The 22,395-nt window shown below is 61.6% G+C and carries 29 protein-coding genes; 14 read left to right on the top strand and 15 right to left on the bottom strand.

Annotation, left to right across the window (positions count from 1 at the left end):
- Positions 1 to 311: 311 nt before the first annotated feature.
- From secE to IV500_RS06045, 12 genes are all read left to right on the top strand, one after another.
- Complete coding sequence (secE, locus tag IV500_RS06100) at positions 312 to 590, top strand: preprotein translocase subunit SecE (protein WP_196395944.1); 279 nt, start codon at positions 312 to 314, stop codon at positions 588 to 590.
- Between the two features lie 152 nt (positions 591 to 742).
- Positions 743 to 2,062: a hypothetical protein gene (locus tag IV500_RS06095; RefSeq protein ID WP_196395943.1), complete on the top strand. Its 1,320-nt coding sequence runs from the start codon at positions 743 to 745 to the stop codon at positions 2,060 to 2,062.
- Positions 2,063 to 2,139: 77 nt separating this feature from the next.
- Positions 2,140 to 3,096: a hypothetical protein gene (locus tag IV500_RS06090; protein WP_196395942.1), complete on the top strand. Its 957-nt coding sequence runs from the start codon at positions 2,140 to 2,142 to the stop codon at positions 3,094 to 3,096.
- A 104-nt stretch (positions 3,097 to 3,200) separates the two neighbouring features.
- Positions 3,201 to 3,944: a Bax inhibitor-1/YccA family protein gene (locus IV500_RS06085; RefSeq protein WP_196395941.1), complete on the top strand. Its 744-nt coding sequence runs from the start codon at positions 3,201 to 3,203 to the stop codon at positions 3,942 to 3,944.
- 131 nt (positions 3,945 to 4,075) lie between these two features.
- Complete coding sequence (locus IV500_RS06080) at positions 4,076 to 4,324, top strand: hypothetical protein (protein ID WP_196395940.1); 249 nt, start codon at positions 4,076 to 4,078, stop codon at positions 4,322 to 4,324.
- Positions 4,325 to 4,327: 3 nt separating this feature from the next.
- Positions 4,328 to 4,666: a hypothetical protein gene (locus tag IV500_RS06075; protein WP_196395939.1), complete on the top strand. Its 339-nt coding sequence runs from the start codon at positions 4,328 to 4,330 to the stop codon at positions 4,664 to 4,666.
- A gap of 366 nt (positions 4,667 to 5,032) precedes the next feature.
- A complete protein-coding gene (locus IV500_RS06070) occupies positions 5,033 to 5,401 on the top strand; it encodes a hypothetical protein (protein ID WP_196395938.1) in 369 nt (122 codons plus the stop codon).
- Entirely contained in the window at positions 5,398 to 5,982 is a 585-nt protein-coding gene (locus tag IV500_RS06065) for a hypothetical protein (RefSeq protein ID WP_196395937.1), read from the top strand. The genes IV500_RS06070 and IV500_RS06065 overlap by 4 nt, the downstream gene beginning before the upstream one ends.
- Before the next feature lie 240 nt (positions 5,983 to 6,222).
- Positions 6,223 to 6,765, top strand: a complete 543-nt coding sequence (locus IV500_RS06060) for a nucleoside triphosphate pyrophosphohydrolase family protein (RefSeq protein ID WP_196395936.1) — start codon at positions 6,223 to 6,225, stop codon at positions 6,763 to 6,765.
- Positions 6,762 to 7,238, top strand: coding sequence for a dUTP diphosphatase (dut, locus tag IV500_RS06055; protein ID WP_196395935.1), 477 nt, complete (start codon positions 6,762 to 6,764; stop codon positions 7,236 to 7,238). The genes IV500_RS06060 and dut overlap by 4 nt, the downstream gene beginning before the upstream one ends.
- A gap of 418 nt (positions 7,239 to 7,656) precedes the next feature.
- Positions 7,657 to 7,917 (top strand): hypothetical protein, encoded by a 261-nt coding sequence (locus tag IV500_RS06050; RefSeq protein ID WP_196395934.1) that lies wholly within the window; start codon positions 7,657 to 7,659, stop codon positions 7,915 to 7,917.
- Positions 7,914 to 8,081 (top strand): hypothetical protein, encoded by a 168-nt coding sequence (locus IV500_RS06045; RefSeq protein WP_196395933.1) that lies wholly within the window; start codon positions 7,914 to 7,916, stop codon positions 8,079 to 8,081. Before IV500_RS06050 ends, IV500_RS06045 begins: the two co-directional genes overlap by 4 nt.
- Before the next feature lie 81 nt (positions 8,082 to 8,162).
- Here the strand turns inward: IV500_RS06045 and IV500_RS06040 are convergent, their stop codons facing one another.
- The 3 genes from IV500_RS06040 to IV500_RS06030 all read right to left on the bottom strand — a co-directional run bounded on the left by IV500_RS06040 (position 8,163) and on the right by IV500_RS06030 (position 10,093).
- The gene (locus IV500_RS06040) at positions 8,163 to 8,855 is read right to left on the bottom strand and encodes a hypothetical protein (protein WP_196395932.1); all 693 of its coding nucleotides are present in this window, start codon (positions 8,853 to 8,855) and stop codon (positions 8,163 to 8,165) included.
- Positions 8,856 to 8,999: 144 nt separating this feature from the next.
- On the bottom strand, positions 9,000 to 9,725 hold the full coding sequence (locus tag IV500_RS06035; protein WP_230854569.1) for a hypothetical protein: 726 nt from the start codon (positions 9,723 to 9,725) through the stop codon (positions 9,000 to 9,002).
- The gene (locus IV500_RS06030; RefSeq protein ID WP_196395931.1) at positions 9,722 to 10,093 is read right to left on the bottom strand and encodes a hypothetical protein; all 372 of its coding nucleotides are present in this window, start codon (positions 10,091 to 10,093) and stop codon (positions 9,722 to 9,724) included. Before IV500_RS06030 ends, IV500_RS06035 begins: the two co-directional genes overlap by 4 nt.
- A 214-nt stretch (positions 10,094 to 10,307) precedes the next feature.
- On the opposite strand from IV500_RS06030, the gene IV500_RS06025 reads away from it, so the two are divergent.
- Entirely contained in the window at positions 10,308 to 12,002 is a 1,695-nt protein-coding gene (locus tag IV500_RS06025) for a CCA tRNA nucleotidyltransferase (RefSeq protein WP_196395930.1), read from the top strand.
- Between the two features lie 66 nt (positions 12,003 to 12,068).
- Here the strand turns inward: IV500_RS06025 and cspE are convergent, their stop codons facing one another.
- The 7 genes from cspE to IV500_RS05990 all read right to left on the bottom strand — a co-directional run bounded on the left by cspE (position 12,069) and on the right by IV500_RS05990 (position 18,509).
- Positions 12,069 to 12,272, bottom strand: a complete 204-nt coding sequence (cspE, locus tag IV500_RS06020; protein ID WP_196395929.1) for a transcription antiterminator/RNA stability regulator CspE — start codon at positions 12,270 to 12,272, stop codon at positions 12,069 to 12,071.
- Positions 12,273 to 12,415: 143 nt separating this feature from the next.
- Complete coding sequence (locus tag IV500_RS06015) at positions 12,416 to 14,146, bottom strand: helicase associated domain-containing protein (RefSeq protein WP_196395928.1); 1,731 nt, start codon at positions 14,144 to 14,146, stop codon at positions 12,416 to 12,418.
- Positions 14,147 to 14,185: 39 nt separating this feature from the next.
- Positions 14,186 to 15,046, bottom strand: a complete 861-nt coding sequence (locus IV500_RS06010; RefSeq protein ID WP_196395927.1) for a Helicase associated domain protein — start codon at positions 15,044 to 15,046, stop codon at positions 14,186 to 14,188.
- 306 nt (positions 15,047 to 15,352) lie between these two features.
- Positions 15,353 to 17,029 (bottom strand): DEAD/DEAH box helicase family protein, encoded by a 1,677-nt coding sequence (locus IV500_RS22120; RefSeq protein WP_196395926.1) that lies wholly within the window; start codon positions 17,027 to 17,029, stop codon positions 15,353 to 15,355.
- Between the two features lie 418 nt (positions 17,030 to 17,447).
- Complete coding sequence (locus IV500_RS06000) at positions 17,448 to 17,660, bottom strand: hypothetical protein (RefSeq protein ID WP_196395925.1); 213 nt, start codon at positions 17,658 to 17,660, stop codon at positions 17,448 to 17,450.
- Positions 17,657 to 18,190 carry a hypothetical protein gene (locus tag IV500_RS05995; RefSeq protein ID WP_196395924.1) on the bottom strand — a complete coding sequence of 178 codons (534 nt, stop codon included), beginning with the start codon at positions 18,188 to 18,190 and terminating at the stop codon, positions 17,657 to 17,659. Before IV500_RS05995 ends, IV500_RS06000 begins: the two co-directional genes overlap by 4 nt.
- A gap of 1 nt (position 18,191) precedes the next feature.
- Complete coding sequence (locus IV500_RS05990; RefSeq protein ID WP_196395923.1) at positions 18,192 to 18,509, bottom strand: hypothetical protein; 318 nt, start codon at positions 18,507 to 18,509, stop codon at positions 18,192 to 18,194.
- A 136-nt stretch (positions 18,510 to 18,645) separates the two neighbouring features.
- Here IV500_RS05990 and IV500_RS05985 point away from each other — a divergent pair, with 136 nt between their 5' ends.
- Positions 18,646 to 18,861 (top strand): hypothetical protein, encoded by a 216-nt coding sequence (locus tag IV500_RS05985; protein WP_196395922.1) that lies wholly within the window; start codon positions 18,646 to 18,648, stop codon positions 18,859 to 18,861.
- Positions 18,862 to 18,873: 12 nt separating this feature from the next.
- Here the strand turns inward: IV500_RS05985 and IV500_RS21900 are convergent, their stop codons facing one another.
- The 5 genes from IV500_RS21900 to IV500_RS05965 all read right to left on the bottom strand — a co-directional run bounded on the left by IV500_RS21900 (position 18,874) and on the right by IV500_RS05965 (position 22,300).
- A complete protein-coding gene (locus tag IV500_RS21900; protein ID WP_281063990.1) occupies positions 18,874 to 18,996 on the bottom strand; it encodes a hypothetical protein in 123 nt (40 codons plus the stop codon).
- A gap of 134 nt (positions 18,997 to 19,130) precedes the next feature.
- Entirely contained in the window at positions 19,131 to 19,646 is a 516-nt protein-coding gene (locus IV500_RS05980; RefSeq protein ID WP_196395921.1) for a PH domain-containing protein, read from the bottom strand.
- 1,000 nt (positions 19,647 to 20,646) lie between these two features.
- Positions 20,647 to 21,747: a type I restriction endonuclease gene (locus IV500_RS05975; RefSeq protein ID WP_196395920.1), complete on the bottom strand. Its 1,101-nt coding sequence runs from the start codon at positions 21,745 to 21,747 to the stop codon at positions 20,647 to 20,649.
- A gap of 74 nt (positions 21,748 to 21,821) precedes the next feature.
- Positions 21,822 to 22,061 (bottom strand): hypothetical protein, encoded by a 240-nt coding sequence (locus IV500_RS05970; RefSeq protein WP_196395919.1) that lies wholly within the window; start codon positions 22,059 to 22,061, stop codon positions 21,822 to 21,824.
- Positions 22,058 to 22,300, bottom strand: a complete 243-nt coding sequence (locus tag IV500_RS05965; protein ID WP_196395918.1) for a hypothetical protein — start codon at positions 22,298 to 22,300, stop codon at positions 22,058 to 22,060. Before IV500_RS05965 ends, IV500_RS05970 begins: the two co-directional genes overlap by 4 nt.
- Between the last annotated feature and the right edge of the window lie 95 nt (positions 22,301 to 22,395).

The raw sequence follows: 22,395 nt of genomic DNA, 5'->3' as shown, positions 1-22,395 counted from the left end.
ACGGCAACGGCCTGTCCTCCTTCCGGGATGGCAGGCCGTTGTCGTACCGTCCACATGTACTGCCTGCCAGGGTCCGTATCACCGAAGACTAGAGCTGCAACCCTCGAGGCCTCACCCGGTTGTAACGGAGACCTGTGTTTTCATAGGCGGCCGCTTTACGCCCGATGCGGTCGCCTCATCTTTTGCGCGGCACGGGTCTTCTATAGGCAGGGACGTGGACCGATGAGACATATCGCCTTCTCCGCACACATGTGACGCGAGCACGCCCACCCCTGCCGTCGGCAGGACCCTCAACGCAAGGAATCGTTTTCATGACACAAACCCTGACCCACCTGGACAAGCCGCTCTCGGGCCCGCGGACCCCCGTAGCTAAGAAGAAAAGCTTCTTCGGGACCATCCTGCTGTTTGCCCGCCAGGTCATCGCGGAGCTGCGAAAAGTCGTCACACCGACCCGCAATGAGCTTTTCCGCTACACGGTGACAGTGGTGGCTTTCGTCGCCATTATGATCCTGTTCGTGACCCTGGTCGATCTGGGCTTCGGCACACTGTCCTCGCTGTTGTTCAAAGGCAGCCCAGCCGGCGATCACTAACACCCGCCCTCCAGAGGCGCCCCAGTACTATACGGGGGCGCCTCTTTGCCTGCCCCTGCGAAACGTCACACATGCGCGTTGAAGGCTCTATCCATTGACAGTGCCGTAATCGGCCCCGTATAAACCAGTAACAGCTAACTTAGGGGAGTTCGATGGTCACGGAAAAGCTACGACGCACAGCACGGACCATCACACCGATCATTGCCATCGTCGTGGCGGGGACAACGCTGACCTCGTGCGCTGTTCCGCAGCAGGCTGCAGTGACCCAGGAGCCGGCGGCCGTGTCCGCCGCACCGCTGAAAACAACGGCCCAGACCCCCACCATGACCCCTACGGCCACAGCGAAGGCCACCCCGAGCCTCGCGGCGGCCACCAACGCCGGGGACGGTTACGTCCCATTCGGGCACTTCCTGGTCAAACCGCAGTTCGGGGAACCGCATGGCTGGACGTCCGGATCGACCGACTTCTACGTCATCGGTACTGGACCCATAAAAATTTCGGCGGCCACGTTACTGCCGGGCAAGGAGACCACCACAGAGCTGTACACGAGCATCGGCACCGAGGCTAAGCCTATGATTGCGGGAGCTGTTGAATACCGCGCGCCCGCCTCGGGGCTGAACCCTGAAAAATATGTGACAGCCCTACTAGCCATTGACCCGACAACCGGAACCGTCGTGAAACAGACCGACGTCCTCAGCGCGGATCGCAGGGACAACGTCAAAAATCTGACCGGATCCTCCTCCGGTACAGCCATAGCGTTCTCGGAGGACGCAAGCAAAATCGGCGGCCCCGACATCCCCGTCATGACTTTTGCTTACGACATCATGAGCGGGCAGAAGCTGTGGGAGCGCGCCGGGAACAGTATGGCCAACGTTTTCGGGGCACTCACCATCGTAGAAGAAGGCAAAGGGAAAACTCAGCAAGGGTATACATGCCCACGTGCTGTGGGCATTGACGTTGAGACAGGAAAGGATCTTTTCAGCGTCGACTACATTGACCACGGAACACCCTGCACCAACCCTTCAATCGGGTCCAGCGTTCCTGGGGCCTTCCTTCCCGGGTTATCTGAAGCATTCCGGTACACCCGTCTCAACGGCACCCCGGATGCGGCATTCGACTCTCATACAGGCGCCCCAGTGACACTTCCGAAGCGCATCCTCGGTGTCGACCCGCGGAGCACGCTTGTCGTCGCCCTCGGGGAGGGTGCATACATTGACCCGACCCCGATCATTGTCTCCGACGCTGCGACCGGTGAAACGAAATACACTCTGGACGCGGCGACGGCCACCAAACTGGCAGCCAAAGTGGACGGCCTTTATGACGGCAAGCTCTACCTGAAAACCACCGATCAGAACCCGGTCGTGGATGTTGCCACCGGCAAAGTCATCACCGACACCACCAAACGTCACCCCCTCGGCGCTGTCGATTCATGGACTTACTGGTCAGACGGCGCCCTCGACAAGACGTCCTGACTTTCACAGCTAAAAAGAGGCGCCCCTGAACTTCGCTGGGGTGCCTCTTTTACTGTCCGGCCGCACACAGACTGGATATGAGCACACCATCAGCCCGCCAGCCTAAAGGCGTTTCCGTCGGCGGCCAGTTCGCCGCCACCACCCACGACGAACCATCCGTCACACTCAGCGGGCCACGGGTCGATGCCGGATACGTCGCCGAAGTCTTGGGCGCCCTCCCGTGGCATCGGACAACCAGCCCGGAGATGACAGAAGAGATCACCGACAGGCTCAACCAGTCCCGCAACTTTTCGGACCAGAACGTCGCGGACATGGCCGATGAGGTGTGGCGCGAAACCCACGGTCACACCGCCAAGGAGGAGACGAACTTCCAGTTCGCACTGGATACGCTCCGCGCCGCAGGCGAGCAAGACGCGGCCGAAGATGTCGAGCGATACCTGCGCGGCAGGCTCAAGAAGGCCTTCGACGACGGAGCAATGGGACGGCACACCGCCAACCCGTACGAGACCCCGGCAGCGGATGTCTACTCGGTGCCGGGAACCAACACGAGACTGCATGTGCTCCGGTCCGAGCCCGTCCCGGATGGGAAAGAGACACCCGTGCCGTCCGAAGACCCTCGGCTCCAGGCCGGTGAAGTGTTTGACCGGGTAAACGTCGCAGGCAGCACGTATACCCGCTCGGAAGTCCTCGAATATCCGAACGATCCGTATACGATGCGCTTCCAGGCCAACCGGCCTCTGTCAGATGAGGAGGCTTACGCACTCTCCGGGGTCATCGGGTACGCCAACCGGTCAGCAATCGGCGGCGAGCCGATGGATGATCCGCTGGTCGGCCCGGCACGGGACACCCCCTACTCTTTCATCGTCAACATCGACACCACCAAAGGCCGGCAGCGCAACTATGAAAAATTTGAGGGCATGATCCCGGACATCATCGCGCGCGGTTCAGCGCCGCGCAGCACCCAGGGCGGCACCCGCGCGATTCAGCCTTTCGGGGATCCGGATCTGAAACTTGAGGTCTACTACGGCGACTAGGAGCGGGCAGCCCGGACACAGCTGCCGCACACATGATCCACGTACCCCGCCGGGCAGCTTACTGAAGCTGCCCGGCGGTCCTAATACCCGCTGAATGGAGAACTTTGAGCAACCCCGTCTTCACAAAGAAAAAGAAAGCACCGCCTTACAGATCTGTGCAGATGCCCGCCGCCGTTGACGCCATGACGTACGACGACGTCATTATGAAGACCGTGCTTTGCCTGGCACTTCTGCTCGCAGGCGGCGCCATCGGCTGGGCCAACCCCGACCTGACCCTTATCGGAGCTCCGGTAGCTACCGTGCTGGCTTTCGTGACCATCTACAAGCGGACCCCTTCACCGGCCCTCATCCTGGGTTACGCCGCCCTTGAAGGTGTGGCTTTGGGCGGCATATCCTCCGTCTTCGAGGCACGGTTCGAAGGCATCGTCGTCCAGGCCGTCCTAGCCACTTTGTCCGTATTCGCGGTGGCCTTGGCAGTTTTCAAGTTCGGCAATGTCCGGGCCACACCCAAAATGATGAAGTTCCTGCTGATCGCCATGGTCGGATACCTGATCTACGCCATCATCAACCTGCTCCTGGTCGCTTTCCATGTCGTAAATACACCGTTCGGCATTAGCTCCATGAAGATCCCAGGCACCGGCATCCCCATCGGGGTTGTCGTCGGACTCCTCATAGTGCTCATGGCGGCATTCAACTTCATCGTCGATTTCACCGTCATTGAAGATGATGTGAAGACCGGGGCACCGAGGACTGAGTCATGGCGGAACGCGTTCGGACTGATGCTCACGATCGTCTGGCTTTACGTTGAGGTACTGCGGCTGCTCGCCCTGCTCCGCGGCTCCGACTGACCTACCCGCTTCCCGCGCGGCCCGTCCTGCATCTGGCAGGGCGGGCTGTTGTGCGTCCTGTGGAGGGTTATTCCGGAAGCCGCACACATAGAAGGCAACGAAGCAGAACCGACCCAGAGAAGGAGCCAGCAATGACCGAAGCATCCAGCCGACCAGCCAGGAAAGCCTGCATCCCATACCCGACCGGCAAGGCAACCCCGCTGGCCATGACAGTCAACGACCTGTCCGTTCTGGTCATCGCCCGCCGGCTCCACGACGAAAAATGTTACGAGCGCGAAGACTGCAACCGCCGTGATAACCACTCCCTTGAGGGCTTCGAAGCCCCAGTCCGGAAAACCCTCGGCGTCCTGGTCGACGCACACACGGCACGGGAGATCTAAGCGATGTCCCTCCAACTCGTCAACACCCCGGACACCACTGAAGCTCCCGCCAATGAGCTGACCGTCTGCAAAGACTGCAACGGCCAGATGCGCCCGGACGGCACCAGCGAAGTCCAGTACCCCGGAACCCTTCCGTCCTGGGGAGAAAACCAATGCCGGGTCTGCGACTACCAAACATGCGGGAAGGACCCCGATGACCGGTTCATCCCGGTCCGCCAGGTCAGCTACCTGGCCAGCCTGCGTGCCGGTATTGAAACTGAACGCCGCCGCCGCAACGTCCCCGCCGTGGGTACCCGCGCAGGACGCATCCCCATCACCGAATTCCTCGAACAGATCAGCTGAGAAAGAGCCCAGAACTGTGAGCATCAACCCAGAAAGCCCGAAAAACCAGAGCCCGTGTGGCTCCTGCAACCGGCCCATGCGGCCCCGCGGTGTTCTCCTCAAAGAGATGCCGGGCACCATGGCATGGGGCCACTCCGGCAAATGCAAGTCCTGCGTCCAGCCCAATGGTCCAGCTGACCGTAACAAGACGCCCCGGCGCCCGGTCAAGCCCGTCGTCACCGCTGAGACGGCGACTCTAAAGGACGGACGCAAAGACGCGCATCTGGAAAACACAATCTCGGGTCTGGGCTCTTTCATGGCTGAACGTGAACGCCGCCTGCGGATCCGGGCTTCGAAGGCGGCAGGCTTGCCGTTGAGGAGGGTCGCATGAGCCCCTCCGGTGTCATCGCCCAAATGATCGCCAACGTCTACTCCCGACGCTCAGGACTGCCCGTAGGCAGCTTCCCTGCACCCATGGACCGGCACGTCGCATCCAGCCTCATCGACTCCTGGGTGTTCCTCCAGGCCGAGCTGAAATCCCCGGAGGAACTTGACGCCCTTCCGATCGGCTCTGTTGTGCGCGCCGTCATCACCTCCGGCCAAACCCGCTCTCCCCGGTTCTTTCGCCGGATGCCGGCCGGATGGTTCTTCCTGACCACCTCGGGAGGCGACGGCTGGCCGTATACGTCAGCCGAAGTTCTGGCGAAGCATTCTGACGGGACAGCCACCTACGTCTGGAATGGTGACGCGCAATGAGCTCCCTCCATGTTGGCAGGGACCGTCATGGCACCGCTATTGAAGACGACTGCGCGTGCGTGAAAGCGGATTGTGGCCTCGTTGACGGCGGTAAAGTCCACCCTGGCTGCGACCAGCATCCCTACCAGTTGGCCAAAACACTCCGTCAAATCCACCACGCGGATAAATGCCCGGAACTGACCGACGGGGCGTGGGCTGCTCTGCTGCTGGAGACCTTGGATCCGGTGATCGCATACATGGAAGCCACCGACGAGGAGGACTGGCAGATCGACACTGTCCGCTCCGCTGACGGCACCACCAATTGTTTCTTCGGCCACCTGTTCAGCATGGGCGGCACTGATGCGCGGGGGAACGCTCTCTGGGACCTGTTCGAAAGTTCCTGGGCGTCAACGTACCGGCTGTACCCGATCAACGACGGCACCAGCTCCTCCTACCCACAGCCAACTCCGAAGCAGCGCATCCTTGCGTTCCTCAAAGACCTCAACACGGGGTCCGTCCTGACAACGCCTCAACAGATGGAAGAGGACTACAACCACTGGCTCGCCGAAGAGAACAGATCTGCCGGAGTTCACACGATCTGAGGAGGTCCGTCACAGCCGTCAGTGGGCGGGCCGCATAGGACCAACGCACACCAGGAGGGTGACCGATGCTGACCAACGGACGAAGCTGTGCCACGGCAGGGCTCACCACGAACGGCTGCTCCTGCCATAACAGTCCCGGCCGCCGCCGGAAAGCCAAAAGAGTGTCAAAGCCAAAGAACTTATAGCCGCGCTGCGCCATGAGTGCGCCGCAGGCCCCTACTGAAAGAAGAGCGTACGACCATGCCTCATCTGCATACTCTCGCCGAGTACAGGGATGCCATCGAACAGTTTGCGATCTACCCGGAAGCCGGCACCGGCAGCCACCGGGCGCAGCGGCATGTCACGTTGGGCTTGTACTCGGAAATGATCGGTGCAGTCTCCGCTGATTACCAGAAAGCCGAACGTGACGACGCCGGGAAGTTCACCACGGACCGCCTCGTTGACATCAAACGCCAGCTGGGAGATTCCCTCTGGTACATCACCCGCGGCCTGGTCGAATTCGACACCCGGAACGCCGGACTCATTTGGGGTAAATCCCTGCACGAGCTGCAAATGTCCGTCCACGTCGAACGCAGCATCCTTGAAGCCTGGATGACGGTACCGCGAGTGGTGGTCCAGACCGACTTCAGCCAGTACCAGGACGTGCTGACCCTCCTGCATCTGCTGGGTATTTCAGCTGCCCGGCACGGCTGGTCCATCCAGGACCTTGCGTTCGCTAATGTAGCCAAGCTCAAGGACCGGGCTGACCGCGGTGTCCTGCAGGGTGCAGGAGAATACCGATGACCCCTACCGCTGTTGAGCAGATGACCACCCTGACCGTCCAGCTGAGAATCCTTGACGCTGGAATGCCGGCGCCCTCCTACGCCCAGCCCGGGGACGCCGGAGCTGACCTGCGCAGCACCATCGACCTGACCCTGGCACCGGGGGAGCGCCGCCTCGTCCCGACAGGTGTCGCCGTTGCCTTGCCGTTCGGGACCGTCGGGCTCATCCACCCGCGCTCAGGCCTGGCCGCCAAGCAGGGACTCACGATCGTGAACGCTCCCGGAACCATCGACGCCGGGTACCGCGGCGAAATCCTCGTCTGCTTGCTCAACACAGACCGGGACAAGGTTATTGAGCTCCGACGCGGGGACCGAATCGCCCAGCTGGTCATCCAGCGGATCGAAATCGCGGCCTTCCAGGTAGTCGGGGAGTTGACTGAGTCGGTGCGCGGTGCCGGCGGTTTCGGTTCCACCGGCGGGTTCGCAACCGTCTAGGCTAGGACGCATATGGAAGGACCCGGGTTGTTCGTCATCCGGGCCTTTTCCGTCTCTGACATGCGGCTTCATCGGCTCCGCGGCGCCACTGTTGATGCCCGGGACTTGCCAGACTGCCGGATGCTGCTGCTAGTGTGGGAAACGCAGCACGTCAGGAAAGACCGTAGGGTGGCCTGACACGCCTTGAATCAGAATATGCAGCAGCCGATTACCTAACGGAAAAGGTCTGCCATCGCGAAGAAGCCCCGAAACCTGTACTGTTCCGGGGTTTCTTTGCGTCCAGGGGTCTGTTACCCCTCCACACTGTCTGTGTGCGGCCAGGGACCGATGTGATCAACGGTGAGAGCGTTTAGATTCCCCGCACACATTGTGGGTACCGGCAAAGAGCCGGGAACCCGACACCGGAGGAACGACCACAATGGCTACTTTTAACCTGGACCAGCTGCTCACCATCAACAACAAAGACTCCTACACCTACTCCGACGGCCACCCCGGAGCCGGTACGCCGCAGGAGATCTTCGGCCAGGACCGTCATGAAGGACCTGAGCTGGCCATGTTTTACAAGAACCACCGGGGCACCGACCTTTACAACACCTACAGTGTCGGCGGTTGGGAGACCGGCAACTACCACCGTACTGTCGATCAGGCCCCCTCGTCGAAGGCCCGCACGCCTGGATGAACGAGAACGCGACCGTCCTTACCGCGCACCCGCAGGAACTCCGCGAAAACATTCTTGTCGCTGAAGGAGACACGGTGATCCTGCGCGGCACCGAATACGTCCTCAGCAAAGACCGGTACGGCTACGTCCACCTGACCCCGGCGCAGGAGCTGGCCGCCGGCTAAGACTTGACGAAGCCCCGGAGCGATGGCCGTTCCGGGGCTTCGTTATGATCCTGAGGGTCTGGACCCGCACTCACATAACTGTCAGGAAGAGGGTGTGCTAGTCAGCTTGTCGAGCCCCAGCTTGAGTAGGGCATCAGCCTGGGCACTGGATCCTAGATCACCACCTGCTGTGACAAACACAGCAACGGAGCCGTGAGGCAGGAGAGCATAACGCTGGACCTTGGACGCTTTAGTGGCTTCCACGGAGACCGCACCGTCCAGCTGGGACGGAGCGAGGTGATACGGAAAAGCTGCCGCAATGGAGGGGTCAAGACCGCCCTCCTTTGTACACACTGACACTGCGGTTTTTACGTCCGCTGCATAGGCTGCTGCGTCATCGGCTGTCTGGAAGCGAAGCAGGGCGATTCCAAAGTTGTCTCCGGCCGGGGTGGTCCCACTGATTCCAACGCCATCTGTCCACTTTTTGTCCGGTCCGGCTGCTGCCCCTTTCCGACATTCAGAAGAACCCGGGGCTGACGCACCGGAGTCGACCTTACCCAGTCCCAGAAGCGGAATTTCCTTGTACTTGGTTGTCTCGGGGCCGTGATCGGATGTCCATTCTGACACCATGCGTTGCCGTACTTCGTCCTGTGTGGGTAAAAGCTTCGTCAGGTCAGCGGAGGCGTAGTCGGGGATCGCGGCCGTCGGGCTTGGCGCCGCAGCTGTCGTCTGCTGTGACGGTGCAGGCCCCGGACCCGGACTGCAGGCACTCAACAGCACAGCAATTGTTCCCATGAGGGCTATCGTTGTCCGCTTCATGTTTCTCCCAGCTCGGGTTCCTCCGGACATCATAGCGGAACGAATTCAGCAAATTGGAAGCCCGGCGCGGCACAAGACTTCCTTGCCGGAAATCAGAGCTCCGGCACTGTTTTAGGGTCGTCAGTCCCGCAGCGTGGCTACTGCCTGCGAAGCTGACCGGATGCTCTCAATTCCGCGCTCAGCCGCGGCAATGGTGCGGGCCTCCATCAGGATGCCTTTGGAACGCAGAATGGCCACCAGTGTCGCGTTGACGACATCTTCGCGGAGTTCTGAGAGCCAGGCGCCGCGAATGGCCGGCATGACAGGAACCCGTGCCTGGACGGTAATAATGTGCCCGCCCACCACCGCCAAGATAAAGCAGGCGACCCCTGCCAGGACCAACTTCAGCAGGTTCTCCCTGTCCGTGGCCGCAATCGAAACCGGTAGTGCGATCAGGGCTGCCATCAGGACAAAGCGCAGCGCCAGGATTCCTCGTGTGCTGCCGGATGTCCGGCGTCTGTCCATCAGACCGGCCAGCTGCCTGTCGCGGACTGACTGCGCTTTCAGCCTCCACTGACGCTGGGACCCCAGATGGGCTTTCACGAGCGTACGGGCTGCGACAAGCTCCTCCGGGTAAGCGTCACGAAGGCCTTCCACGAGCTCGTTCGGGTTGTCAGCCCATGAGCTTACGAGCCGCCGGTCGATAGCCGCCGCCAGGTCGTCCAAGCCGAGCTGTGCCGCGGTTTCGGGTACGTCCTCAACCCTGGTCCGAATGGATCGTGCTGTTTCCTCGGCGCCCGTTACGGTGGTGCGTGAGCCGTAGCGCGGCGAGCCGTCCTCCAGCATGTATCCCTGATTCCGGCTCATGCGGCAACCTGGTGCCCGCTTGCCGCCATTTCTTCAGCTTCCTTCACCGAAGCCGGGCTGTACCCGGTCAGGGCGTTACCGGCCAGACCAATCAGAATGGCCCGGTCAGTGCCGCCGACGGTCAGGTGCCGCCGGAGCGCTTCGAGAGCGCGGGTATGCCGCTTCACCTCCGGGGTAGTCTCACCACCTGTGCCGGCATCTTCACGCAGCGCACTGCCTGCCAGCCGAAGCATGAATGCGGTGTCTGTGCCGCCTGCAAGCAGGTGCTGCCTGATGTTGGTCAATGCGCGGGATTGCAGGTACAGGCGTGCGCTCTGGCGGGCGGCCGGCACCTGGGCCGGGGAAGGAACGGCTGTCAGGGTCGTCATCAGGGTTGTCCTCATCTCGTGTTGCAATATTCGTCTTGCCCGTTATGTGTGCGGCACGTCTCGGCTCCCTCGCCAGGCGCACCTGGTCCGCAGCCGCACACAGATAAGTTATGAGCACATTCCACGTCCGCCAGTCCCAGGGCACCGCCCTTGACATGGCACGAACAGCACCGCTGATGCGCGGCCGCAACATGACACGTGAGGGGTCCTTGTGATGGAACGGAACCGTGTCCCGAAAGGAGTCAGGACCGCAGGCCAGTTCGCACCCGATACCCGCGCGGAAGCAATCGTCTCGCTGAGCGCTACGGAAGGGGACTGCATCCCCGATCTGATCGACCTGACACCGGAAACGCAGCAGGTCCTTGACGCGCTGCGGACCGCCGGCGGCCGGCCGCTGATCGTTGGCGGCGCCGTCCGCGATGGGCTGCTCGCCCGGACCCGGGGCGGGACGGTGGATTCCCTGGACATCGACATTGAGGTGTATGGGCTTTCCAAAGAGGAAGTAAGGGACGCACTCCCCGGGGACGTGAACGAATTCGGGCAGGCATTCGGTGTGTTCAACACCTCCCTGAACGGGCAGGACTTCGACGTCGCACTGCCCCGACAGGACAACAAGACCGGCGACGGGTACCGCGGGTTCGTGGTCGACACCGACCCCAACATGGCTTTTGAAACGGCGTTCGCGCGACGGGACTTCACGATGAACGCCATGGGCTGGGATGCAGCGACCGGGGAGCTCGTGGACCCGCTGGGCGGGCGGGCAGACCTGGAGGCCGGTATCCTGCGGCACACCGGGGACAAATTCGACGAAGACCCGTTACGGGTACTTCGCGGGGTACAGTTCGCCGGCAGGTTCAACATGGTGCTCGCCCCGGAAACGGCGGAGCTGTGCCAGGACATGGCGCCGACGTTCGGGCAGTTGAATAAAGACGGGATCTGGAAGCAGTTCCGCAAACTCACAACCGAAGGCACCCACATTTCCAAGGCACTGGAGGCACTGCACGACTCTGGCTGGGAGAAGCACTTTCCTGCCCTGGCAGCGACCAGGGATGTGCCGCAGGACTTGCGCTGGCATCCTGAAGGTGCCGTAATAGTTCATCTCGGGCTCGCCGGCGACCAGGCGGCAGCGATAGCCCGTCGGGACGGTCTCGACGCGGAAGAAACATCCATCCTGGTTCTGGCCGCCATGACGCACGATTTCGGAAAAGCCCATTCCACCAGGATCGATGACACCGGTGCCATTACCTCCGGTGGCCACCACGAAACCGGTGTCGAACCGGCACGGGAATTCCTGAATGGCATCGGAGCGCCGGGGCGCTACCACGAGAAAATCCTGCCCCTGATCAGGGAGCACATGTGCCATACCCCGGGCGGTGGCGTCGAAATCAGCGACACCGCGGTCCGTCGTCTGCTGCGCCGGCTGGATCACGCCAGCGGCGGGCCGTCCCTGACCGATTGGGCGCGGCTGGTGGAAGCGGATAAGGCGGGCCGCGGGGTCGGGGCACTGCGCACCAGGAATTACGTCCCGGACTGGTTGGCCGTCGCGGAGCGGCTCGGGAACGAGACGGCGATCAGCACCTTACTCAAAGGCCAGCACTTGGCCGATGCCGGCGTCCCGAAAGGGAAGTTGTGGGCGGTCATCGTCGCCCAGTCCCAGGAAGCCCAGGACGAAGGGGCGTTCAACGACGAAGCCGGTGCCCGCGCGTGGCTGACAGCCAACGAAGAAACCATCCTGGGTGAGGCCCGGCGCCGGTTACAGGAAGCCGATGCTGCCCATGCGTTACGTTCAGCCGAGCTGCTCGCCGCCACGAAGGCACGGGCTGCGGTGCAGAAAGCCGAGGCGAAGGCGGCCAGGGCCGCGAAAAAGGAAACGGAACAAGCAGCAGCGGGTATAACCACGGGTGCCTGAATTTGCGGCGGACAAAGCGAAAGACTGGCCAGCCCGTTACTGGCCGGCCAGTCTCCCGGTCAGACATCAGAGAGCGGTGATGTTCTCCGCCTGGGGTCCTTTAGGGCCCTGAGTGACGTCGAACTGCACCTTCTGGTTCTCATCCAGTGAGCGGTAACCGCTGGAAGCGATCGCCGAATAGTGTGCGAACACGTCAGCGCTTCCGTCGTCGGGGGCGATGAACCCGAAACCCTTTTCGGCGTTGAACCACTTGACCGTACCTGTTGCCATTACTGTTTCCTTCACGGGCGTCTGGTCGGTCCCGCTGCTCGGAATGCCGTCCCTGCCGCCCACGGGATGAGCCTATGTGTCAAACACCGGCACAGCAAGAGATTGTGTTCCCAGATGAATCACCCGCCCGGCCGCCAGGTGGTTCAGTCACCCCAGCCGGGGAGGCGTTCGTTAAGGATGGCGACCCGATCCAGTCTGGAACGGTTCCTGGGCTTACGCTGATCGGAAATCCAGACGGCAGCTCTTTTCTGCGCATCCGGGACGTTCTTCCCCATCGTGGGCAGGCGGCCGTGGGTCTGAACGAAGTCAACGCAGGCCTGCAGCTTGAGCATCCAGATGTCCTCCAGCGTGAGGTCCCAGCCCGGGATGCGTGCGGTCATGAGGGCACGGCGTTCCGGTGCGACCCTTTCCGTGGTGCGACGGTGGTTGGACAACCACACTGAGAGCGGGCGCTCACCCGGTTCCTTTCCGGATCCGGTCGGGAAGCGCCCATGAACGGCATAGAACGTTGCCACGAGATCCAGGGTGTCCGCCCAGATCTGGTCCTGACTTCGACGCTCTCCGATGTCCGCCGCGGTCAGGGCCGCCGAACGGGCCTCCGTCAGTTTCGCTGCATTGGTGTTCCGATACCAGACACCCATGGTGCGCTCGGTGTTGTCAGCGGCGACCGCGCTGGGACGGCGCCCGTTGGCTTTGTAGAACGCCACGTAGTCGTCAAGCTTCCGGAACCAGGCGTCCTCACTGGCTTCGCGCCAGCGCGGTAACCGATCATCGAGTCGGGCCTCACGTTCCGGGGTCATCCCGGTGCCTTTGCGTTGGCGTCGAATCCACTCTCCTGCCCAGCGCTCCTTTTCTTCTTCGGATGTTCTTGCCGGCAGACGGCCTTTCTCAGCCACGAAGGCAGCCACATAGTCGAGCGTATCGGTCCACTTGTCGGCAGGGCGCTCGTGCCATCCGGGCAACTTGGCATCGAGAGCAGCTTTTCGGGTTTCCGGATGGTGCTGTTCCCGGCGCTGTGTGCCGATCCACCGGGACGAAGCCGCGACCTCAGGATCCTGTGAGTGTTCACGCGGGAACCTGCCGTGCTCCTGGAGGTACCAGGCTGCAAAATCAAGGCTCTCATTCCACCGGTCTTCCGCGGTCCTGTCCCACCCTGGAGCGCGCAGGGCGAGTTCGTCCCGACGGTTGGCTCGTAGCTTGTCGCCCTCCCTCCGGCGGCCGTTCAGCCATACGCCAAGTCGGCGATCGTCGGGATCATTTTCATACTGGGTAGGCAAGCGCCCATGCAGGTTCGCGAAAGCTTCCAGTGCGTCCACGTTCACCCGCCACATGTTCTCAAAGTTCCGGTCATTCCAGCCCGGGATCCGGTCGTTGAGGACGCCAACTTTAGGGTCCGTGGCCGGCATCTTGCTGTGCCGCTTCAGCCACACCCCTGCCCGTCTGGCCTCGGCTTCCTTCTCAGTGGTGTTGGGGATGTAGCCGAGGGCTGCGATTACTGCGCAGACCTCGTCCATGCGCTCCTTCCAGGCTTCGTCCTTGGACTTGTTCCAGCCCTGCAACCGCTCCTCGAGGAGCTTGATCCGGTCGGCAGAAAGCTGGCTGACCCGGTAGCGTTGGGTGGCAATCCAAATGCCGAGCACTTTCTCGGCAGGGTCTTGGACCGCCGAGCGGGGGAAGAACCCGTGGACCGCAACGAATGCCTCCACGGCTTCCAGATTGGTGAACCAGACACCGTTACTGGTTTTGCGCCAATCCGGGTAGACCGAATCCAAGGCCGCAGCCTGGGCTGTGGACAGGGCAGCGTTCTTTTGGCGGTTCGCCCACGTCAGGAGTTGGTCCTTACTCCGGGTGCGGGGGAGGGTGTCGACGCTCATGATCCTCATGTGTGCGGCAACGGCTCCTTGTCTTCCCGGCTAGCACCGCCACCCAGGGGTGAGCTCATCCATCAAGGCGTCGCGCTCCGGGTTCCTCTGTTGTACATCATTGCGATGCTGCCACCAGCGCCCGAGGTATGCGACGTCCCGATCTTTAGACCGGGAGGATGGCGGGCCCCCGTGAGTCGCAAAATAGTCGGCGACCGCGCCGAGGTTTTGCCGCCACCTCTCGTTCCGCTTTGTCCGCCACTGGGGCAATTGTTCATCGAGCTTTTTGAGTCGCTCCGGTGACATGCTGCGCGCCAGTTTGCGTTGCATGACGATCCACCTGGCGTTCTTCACCTCGATGGGGTCCGAGGACCCCACACGCGGAAACCTGCCGTGGTGGTTATAAAACGCAGTGACGTATTTCAGCGAATCCTCCCACACGTCGTTGAAGTCCTTGGCCCAGCCAGGCAGCTGCCGGTCCAGCTCTGCCCGCCGATATTCGCTCAGAGCTCCAGCCTTACGTTGGGTGGAGATCCAGCTGCCAAGCGTCCTGCTTTTTCCATCCTTCTCTCTCTGGTGAGGGAGGCTCCCGTTCGCGGCCACGAAGGCCACGACGGCGGCAAGCTGGTCATCCCATAGCTTGTCGGGGGATTCGTCCCAACCGGGAAGCCTCTCGTTCAGTGTCACAACACGCCAATCGTCGTCGGCGCGGGAGCGGTGGGCCTTCAGCCAGGTCGAGGCGGTTCGGTGCCGGAGTTCCTTTTCGGTGCTACGCGGAATACGGCCAAGAGTCTCAACCATGACACAAACCTCATCCAGTCGCGCGTGCCAGACGTCCTTGGCTGATTTGTTCCATCCCGGAAGTCTCCCATCGAGCAATGTCCTGCGGTGCGGAAGGATTCTTTCGCCCATCGACCTATGGTTGGAAAGCCAAGTTCCGAGGAATCGTTCGGCTGCGTCACGACATCCGGTGCGAGGGAAGCGGCTGTGGATGGCAACGAAATCAACGACAGAGCGCAGCCTCACATTCCAGACTTCTTCGTTAGTAAGACGCCACACCGGATAAACGTAGTCCATCGCTTCGCTCTGGGCAGCGGACAGTTTCGAGTCTTTCTGGCCGCCGGCCCAAGCGATGAGCTGGTCCCTGCTCCGCGAAGCCGGCGACAACCGGGTCCTCATCGGCTCTTGACTTTCCCTGTCCAGCAGATGACACCCATATCAGGCGGCCTCAGCGGCTGCGGACCGCTCTTCTTCCATGAGTGCTTTGAGTGCGTAGAAGTTCCCCCACCAGTCCCAGAGATCGCTGGATTCCTTGAGCACGTCCACGGAGACGGAGTTGATGATGCGCCGGAACTGGATCTTGTTTTCGCCGGTCTGATTGATGAAGACCAGCTTGCCGTCCAGCCATTTGCCGTCCGCGTCAATGTCGGAGCGGTAGCTGTCTGAGCCGACCATTCCTTCGGCATCAGGAGTCTCGGTGGCCAGCGTGACATCGCGCTCGGCGTTCAGGCGGGCCTGGAACTGCGGGTCGTTATCGGCCAGGGAGCCCAGGACGTTGACGACGGTGTCGTAGTTGCCGGTGGCCAGGTCATCATCGTTGAACCCGTCATCCTCTGGGTTGTAACCTTCGGCGGGAACGATGATCGGGATGATGACCAGCGAGGGTGCGTCACGGTTCTCGTTCAACCGCAGCGCCCGGCCGACCTGCTGTGTGATGTCCACCTTCGAGGATTTCGCATCCGCGAACAGGATCGCGTCCAGGGAAGGGATGTTGACACCCTCGGAGAGGATCCTCGCATTGGAGACAACCTGGATGTCGGTAGTGGCGGGGTCCACGGACAGCCGGTGGATGATCTCATCCCGCTCTGCCGCGTCCTGGGTACCCCAGACCGCGTCGGCGGTGACCCAGCCCAGCGGACGCTCCTCCGGCGCCAGCTCCCCAAGAATGGAGGGCAGCATCATTGCGAATCCCTGGCTTTTGGCGATCGAGCTATGAAAGGCAGCGATGGAGCGCAGGTCGGCCTGCCGGATGGCTTTGGACAAGGCGGCGGCGACAGCAACGTCGCGGGCCCCCATGTTGACGGTCTCAGTGCGCCCGTGCGATCCGCGGCGAGTGACGGTCTGGTACGAGGCGATGTCCGGGTTGTCTTTGATCATGTCAGCGACGTCTTTGTTGGTGAGGACCATGACGGCGACCTGGTAATCGGAAAGGTAGCCGCGCTCCTGAAGATAGCTGAAATGGACGGTGCAGACGCGGGGTCCGTAAACCGTGAGGTCATCCATGGAGTGCGCCGGGATGTTCTCCCCGTCCGGGCTGTTCCGGCTCGTGAATGTGACAGGTGTGGCGGTGAAGAAGGCCCGCTTGTGGACCGGGATGGTGTGGTCGTGCAAGGCGGCGGAGAACTTCTTACCGGCCCTGCCGGCGGTGCGGTGCGCTTCGTCAAAGATGGCCAGATCCCATGCACCGACCCCGTGGTCGGTGTGCAGTGCCGCCAGCTTCGGGGAGGACTGGTAAGTGGCGAACAGGATTTTCGGCTTCGATGACGGGGCAGCCAGGAATCCGGCGACAACCTTCACGTCGGTCGTGTGCGGTAGGTGCAGCTGGGATGAGTCCAGGTCATCGCTGCCGGCTCCGCGGGTACGGGAGCAGAACGCGTAGGCATCGAAGGGCGCTTCAGCATCGGCAGACCACTCGTCGTAGGTCTGCTGAAGCAACGCCAAGGTGGGGAACAGCGCCAGCACGGTACCGGGGTTCACGGCTTCCTGCAGCCGGAGCGAAATGAGGGTCTTTCCGGCTCCGCAGGCCAAAACAAAGTGGGCGCGGTCATGTTCGGTGAACGTTGCCAGCCCGTCGGCAATGGCGGTGGCTTGATAGTCACGGAGAGTCTTGGTCACGGGGTTTCCTTAGGCAGTGCAGATCAGATGCCCATCATGTGTGCGGCGATCTGCACTGTCCTCCCCGTCGCGTTGCGACAGACTAATAGACCCTCTATCCCAATTGGCGTTCGGCGGCTAATGTGTGGAGAGGCCGGGCCGGGTGCGAACCCGGGGCACCTATGCACAGCCACGTCCACATCTTTTTAGGGGGAGATATGTCAGAACTCGAGGATCAGTCAGCGCAGCCTAAGGTGACGGCGCATACGCCGGGCCGGGAGAAACAAGCCAAGACGGGCCCAAACTTTCACGGATATGATCCGAGTCTCTGGCCACAGGGAAGCTGACAGCCGGGGAGCGGCGTGTCAACGGCACTACTGCAGGGGACCTAGACCGGCTAGGACACGGCGTTGCGATACTTGGCCTGTAGCGGCAGGATTTATAAGGCGTATGCCCCAGACGGTTCGGCAGCCAGCGCCCGGACCCATTCAGGGGTTTGCTTGCCGAGTCGGCGGTCGGTGACCAGGCGCAGCTGAGCGGCGGCGATTTCCATCGCGCGTTCATCCTCGTCCATGACGCCTGCACCTTCATCCTCTGGAGAGGTGTGCAAATGCGCGCCGTGGTGTGCCGGTTGCATTGCTGAGCTCATCATGCTCCTCCTTCGGGCTTGTCGTCTTCTTTATTGTCCCGCGGGTCGGGCTCATCGTCCACCCCCGGTTGATCGAAAACTTGCAACGGCTGGTCCCTACCTTTTACCTGTGCGTCAAGGTATTCGAGGATTCTTTCCGAATACCTGTCGTCCTCTGGCTCCACATTGACCCTCAGAGCCAATTTCTTCTCGGCTTCCCCAAGTGACGTCTTCCAGGCAGCTTCAAGGACCGCGAGTTCACCAGGGCCAGCCAGCTCGCTCTCGCCCAACACCTGGAGGACTTTCAGTCCGGCCGTGCCGCGCTTCGCGTCCCCGGAGTAGACGTAATCCAGCGCCCATTGGGTCCGCTTCCACCACTCCGCACGGTTGTCCGCTGCCGCCTTCTGCCGCAGGCCTCGCCAGGCAAAGTAGCCGGCGATGCCCGCACCGAGCAACACAGCCAGGGGCCCCAAGGCGGCGAGAATCTGCCACCATTCGGCGGGACCGGAGTGGACTAAGACATCGACGGGGGTGGGAGATGGTGTCGGTGGCATGTCACCAGCCTAAGCCGCGGACCGGGTTCATGTGCTGTTTCAGCTCGGCCTGCCGAGACGTCTCTTCACGGATTTCGTCGAGCACTTCATCCAGGCTGTGCGCCAGCCGAATCGCTTCGATCCGTGAGATGGACATCTTCTCGGCGATCTTCCGCCACGGAACACGCGCGGCCCGGTCTGCTTTGATCTCCGCGGCATAGGCGCGGGCAACCACAAGTGACGTGGGGAAGCCGGGAGAGTTCTCGTTTTTGACCGGCTGCGGGTCAAGCGATGCCGGGGCCAACCGGGCCGGCGCGAGAGTCCACGTAAAGGATTTCATGCCCTGGATGTGTGCGGCGGACCACATCCCCGTCCACGCGAAGTGACCGGTCGGCATCTCCAGGGATGAGGTGGCATTGCGGATGTGCCGCACACATAAGAGGTAGAAGCACATCCGCACACTTCAAGGAGCAACCATGGCCGCCCCCGCAGTCCTCACCAACCCGCACAGCACTGACCGCTGGACACCCTCCAGTCTGGGGCAAGTGGATTTCGACGCAGACCAGGAGTTGGCCGAGTTCGTTGCGGCGGCACCCCGCATGGCGCGCGCACTGAACGCCATCCTCATCCTTGACCTCGACCACGGCGCTGAGCTCCTGGTTCGGGCCGAAATCCGCAGCGCTCTCGGATAGTTCCGGGGCTATTCAGACTGCCGCCACAACCTTGTCCGGTTCAATGACTTCCATTGGCACGATCGGGCATGACCGGGTGATGACCTCGACAACGAGGGTGCCGTCGGGATATGTGCGGTAAGTGACTTCTCTCATGTCAATCTTGTGTGCGGCGACACACAGATTCGTCGAGGATGTGGTTCGGAGTCAGTAGGACCCAAAAGACCGGGTCGGCGAGATGCCTGCCCGGCCGATTTTTACCTGCGGTTGTTGGACCTTCTGCCCGCTGTCTAAACGTTTGCGGCGAACTCATGACCGGCCCCGGCAAGGTCCGCGGGAACACTATCCGGCAGGGGGTCCGGCTTGAAATGCGCTGCCAGAGCGATGAGACCCTCCCTGACCTGGCGCTCGAGCTGGTCCTTCTCCGCCAGGCTCTCACGGAGGCCACGAAGGATGGCTGTTCCGCCTGGACCGGTGAGCCCGGTGAACTGAAGCGCAGTCCCGGCTACATGCACGGTCAGGGCACCGAAGCCGAAGACTGTCTGCCACTGGACGAGACTGATCCGGGCCAGCGCAACGTCATCATTGACCTTCCAGATGATGCCGTCGCAGACAAAAAGAAGCCGGGCATCAGTGAGCACGAGCAGGCCGAAGCAACCCTGGGAGCGGCCCTGTACCATCGCCTCCACCGTCTCGTCACCGGTGAGTAGATCTTCCAGGCGGCCCAGCTCGCGTCCGCTGCCCAACGAAAATCTGGCATTCATGCGGGCTACGGCAATATCGGGGCGAAGCGGTGTCCGGGCCATTAGGGTCTCAGTTCTTTAGGCAGTGGCTACCTGGAAACATGCGCAGATTCCTGTGCGGCGGCCGTTTCGGTACTGGGCGGCACCCGGCGTGAGGGTAATTGCTATCTGGTGATGAATGATGACTCGATAGACATAAGAGGTATCCCAAAACCTGACCATAATAAGGTGGGTTCGGAGGCGCGCCGGTGGGTGGTGCTGTGATGACCGTGCACGGTCCGTCAGCCGGCACGAGCAGCTCTGTGGACTACCAAATATGATCAAGTAGTTTCTTCACAAACCCACACAGGCGCACCGTAATGGGAAGGATTTTAGAATCAACCCTGAGACGCGCGCAGAGCACTTATGGCAGACTGCGATGTAACCGCAGGTCAGTTAGTCTTTTCCCCGCACGCGCGGGGGTGTTTCCCTGGGCCGTTACGAGACGGATCTGGCCGTGGACTTTTCCCCGCACGCGCGGGGGTGTTTCCCTGGAAGAGAAGGCCGCCCTCGCCTCCGCGAACTTTTCCCCGCACGCGCGGGGGTGTTTCCCTGGAAGAGAAGGCCGCCCTCGCCTCCGCGAACTTTTCCCCGCACGCGCGGGGTTTTCCAAGGACGGACTGATTCCTTCCGAGTTTCTCCGCCTTTCCCCGCACGCGCGGGGGTGCTTCCAAATTGATCTGCAACCCGGTCAATCGGAACGTCCCAAAGATGCCCAAGGTTTTGACCAGCCGGGTCGAAAAGGTTGAAGCCACCGATCAATGGAACGCATGGGAGGCAAGTCAGCCGGCGTCACAGGTCAGCTGTGAGGGGCGGCGTCGAGTACCCGTCCGCTCCGCCGCTTGTCGGGCACGGGCGCAAAAGCAGCTACCCGGTTGCCCAACGATTCCGGACCGCGGTCGAACCCGAGGACTGAGCGGGGGCCGTGGCGCCGATGGGAAAGACCCATGATGTTCGCCCCGGGTCTTTCCCATCGGACTAGGAGCACTCCTGGGCAGATGTCGTCACAACAGTGCGGTGCAGGTCAGGATGCTTCGACAAGATACGCTTTCACGCTGGTGCGCAAAGCGTCCGCGTGCTCGTAGATCTCCTCCAGCGAGGAGATCGGGAACCGGGTCTCGGCCTTGTTCGCGTCGAAGAGACCCAGGTACTTTTGCTCCCGGTTGAAATGCAGCCGGGCGATCGGCTTGCGGTTGTTGTCGTCCAGGAGAATCGCGAAGTACGACTTGGCGTCCCGCTGCGCTACCCGTGCGGGCTTAACATCACCGCAGACAATAGCCCGGACGATGTTGTACCCCTCCAGCTCTTCAGGGGTCGTTACGATGCCGTTGTCGTTGAGGTCATCCTCGACTGGCTTTTCGCTGGTCACTGAGGCAGCCAATTCAGCATCCGTAGCCATGGGGAAGTCTGGTGTGCCAAGTGCCGCTTTGAGGCGGTCGTTGACCTGATCATTGAGGAATTGCTTGGTGGCTTTGGTGACCAACCCGGTGAACTGTTCCCGCACCTTCTGCGTATAGGCGCCTTCGTAGACCTTGGACGTGAGGAATTTGACCCAGTCGTCCTCAGGTTCCTTGAATTCGGCGGCGATGGCCCGCTTGATGGCGCCGATATATTTGAGCTCGCCCGCGGCGCTGATAATCGAGTCCAAATCAAAGATGTCTTTGGTCAGCTTCAGCAGCTCAGGCAGGAGGGTCTCATCAATGTCGCCCAGATCCAGCACAAGGAACGGCTTGGCGTCCATCCGGTTCGGAGCATCCAGGTCGGTGAAAAACTGGTAGACCTCCCCGTTGGTCAGGATGGCGATGCGGGCATTGGTCACCGCGAAGTAGCGGTACAGCTGCGACGCGTGCTCAATCTTCAGCGGTTCTTTCGACTTCTTGCATTCGATGAGGATCTGCACAGTTCCGCCATGCATGATGGCGTAGTCGATCTTTTCGCCCTTCTTCACTCCAACGTCGGCTGTGAATTCAGGGATGACTTCAAGCGGATTGAACACGTCATATCCGAGGATGGTCGAGATGAACGGCATGATGAATGCGTTCTTTGTCGCCTCCTCAGTCTCGATCTGACCCTTCTGCTGCCGGACCTTTGCGGCAAGCGCAGTCAGGCGTTCTGCGAACTCCAATTTTCCCCCATGTGATCAATTCGAACAGTCGATGCTCACCATACCGGCAATTGCCCGTATCTATGCGCAATCAATCACGCCGGTTTGGTGGGCATCGGTGCAGGCTCCGGTCGAATAGCCTTGATGTCGAGCTCCAGGGCGATCTTCTCGTCCTCAGTCAGCGGGCGTACCGTCTTCCCGAACAGGGCCCCGCAGACCGCCCAGTTGTCCCACCGGCCGTCGCTGCGAACTCTACCCTCGGACGCGAGCAACCGCACTGCCGCCGGAATCGGGATGGCAGTGACCACCTCGTCGTAGGGCTTCTGTTCGGTCACGCAGAACGTTCACAATTCCGGATAGAGCGGCTCATTGGTCCCGCGCAGGGGAACGTCTCGTAGGCCTCGCCGGCGGCCTCAAAGCCGTTCAGCCGGATCCCCTCCGTCTCATTCAGGATCGGCAGACCATGTCCATCCGGACCGCAGATGGTGACGCTGGAGGTGGCGATGATCTTCCGGGCGTCGGCGAGCACCTCGGCCGTGGCGGTCAGGCCCGGGAAGTAATGCGTGTAGCCCATCGATCGCTCCCACTGTTCTTTCTTGAATCTACCCGCTGTGGTGGCCACGGCGCAGGGAGAATGCGCCCTCCGCACACATGTTAGATGGCCCGACA

Origin of the sequence: Arthrobacter terrae (assembly GCF_015708085.1) — a bacterium.
GTDB classification, from domain to species: Bacteria; Actinomycetota; Actinomycetes; order Actinomycetales; family Micrococcaceae; genus Arthrobacter_M; species Arthrobacter_M terrae.
Note: the sequence above shows the minus strand (reverse complement) of the source record. Positions and strands in the feature narration are given on the sequence as shown.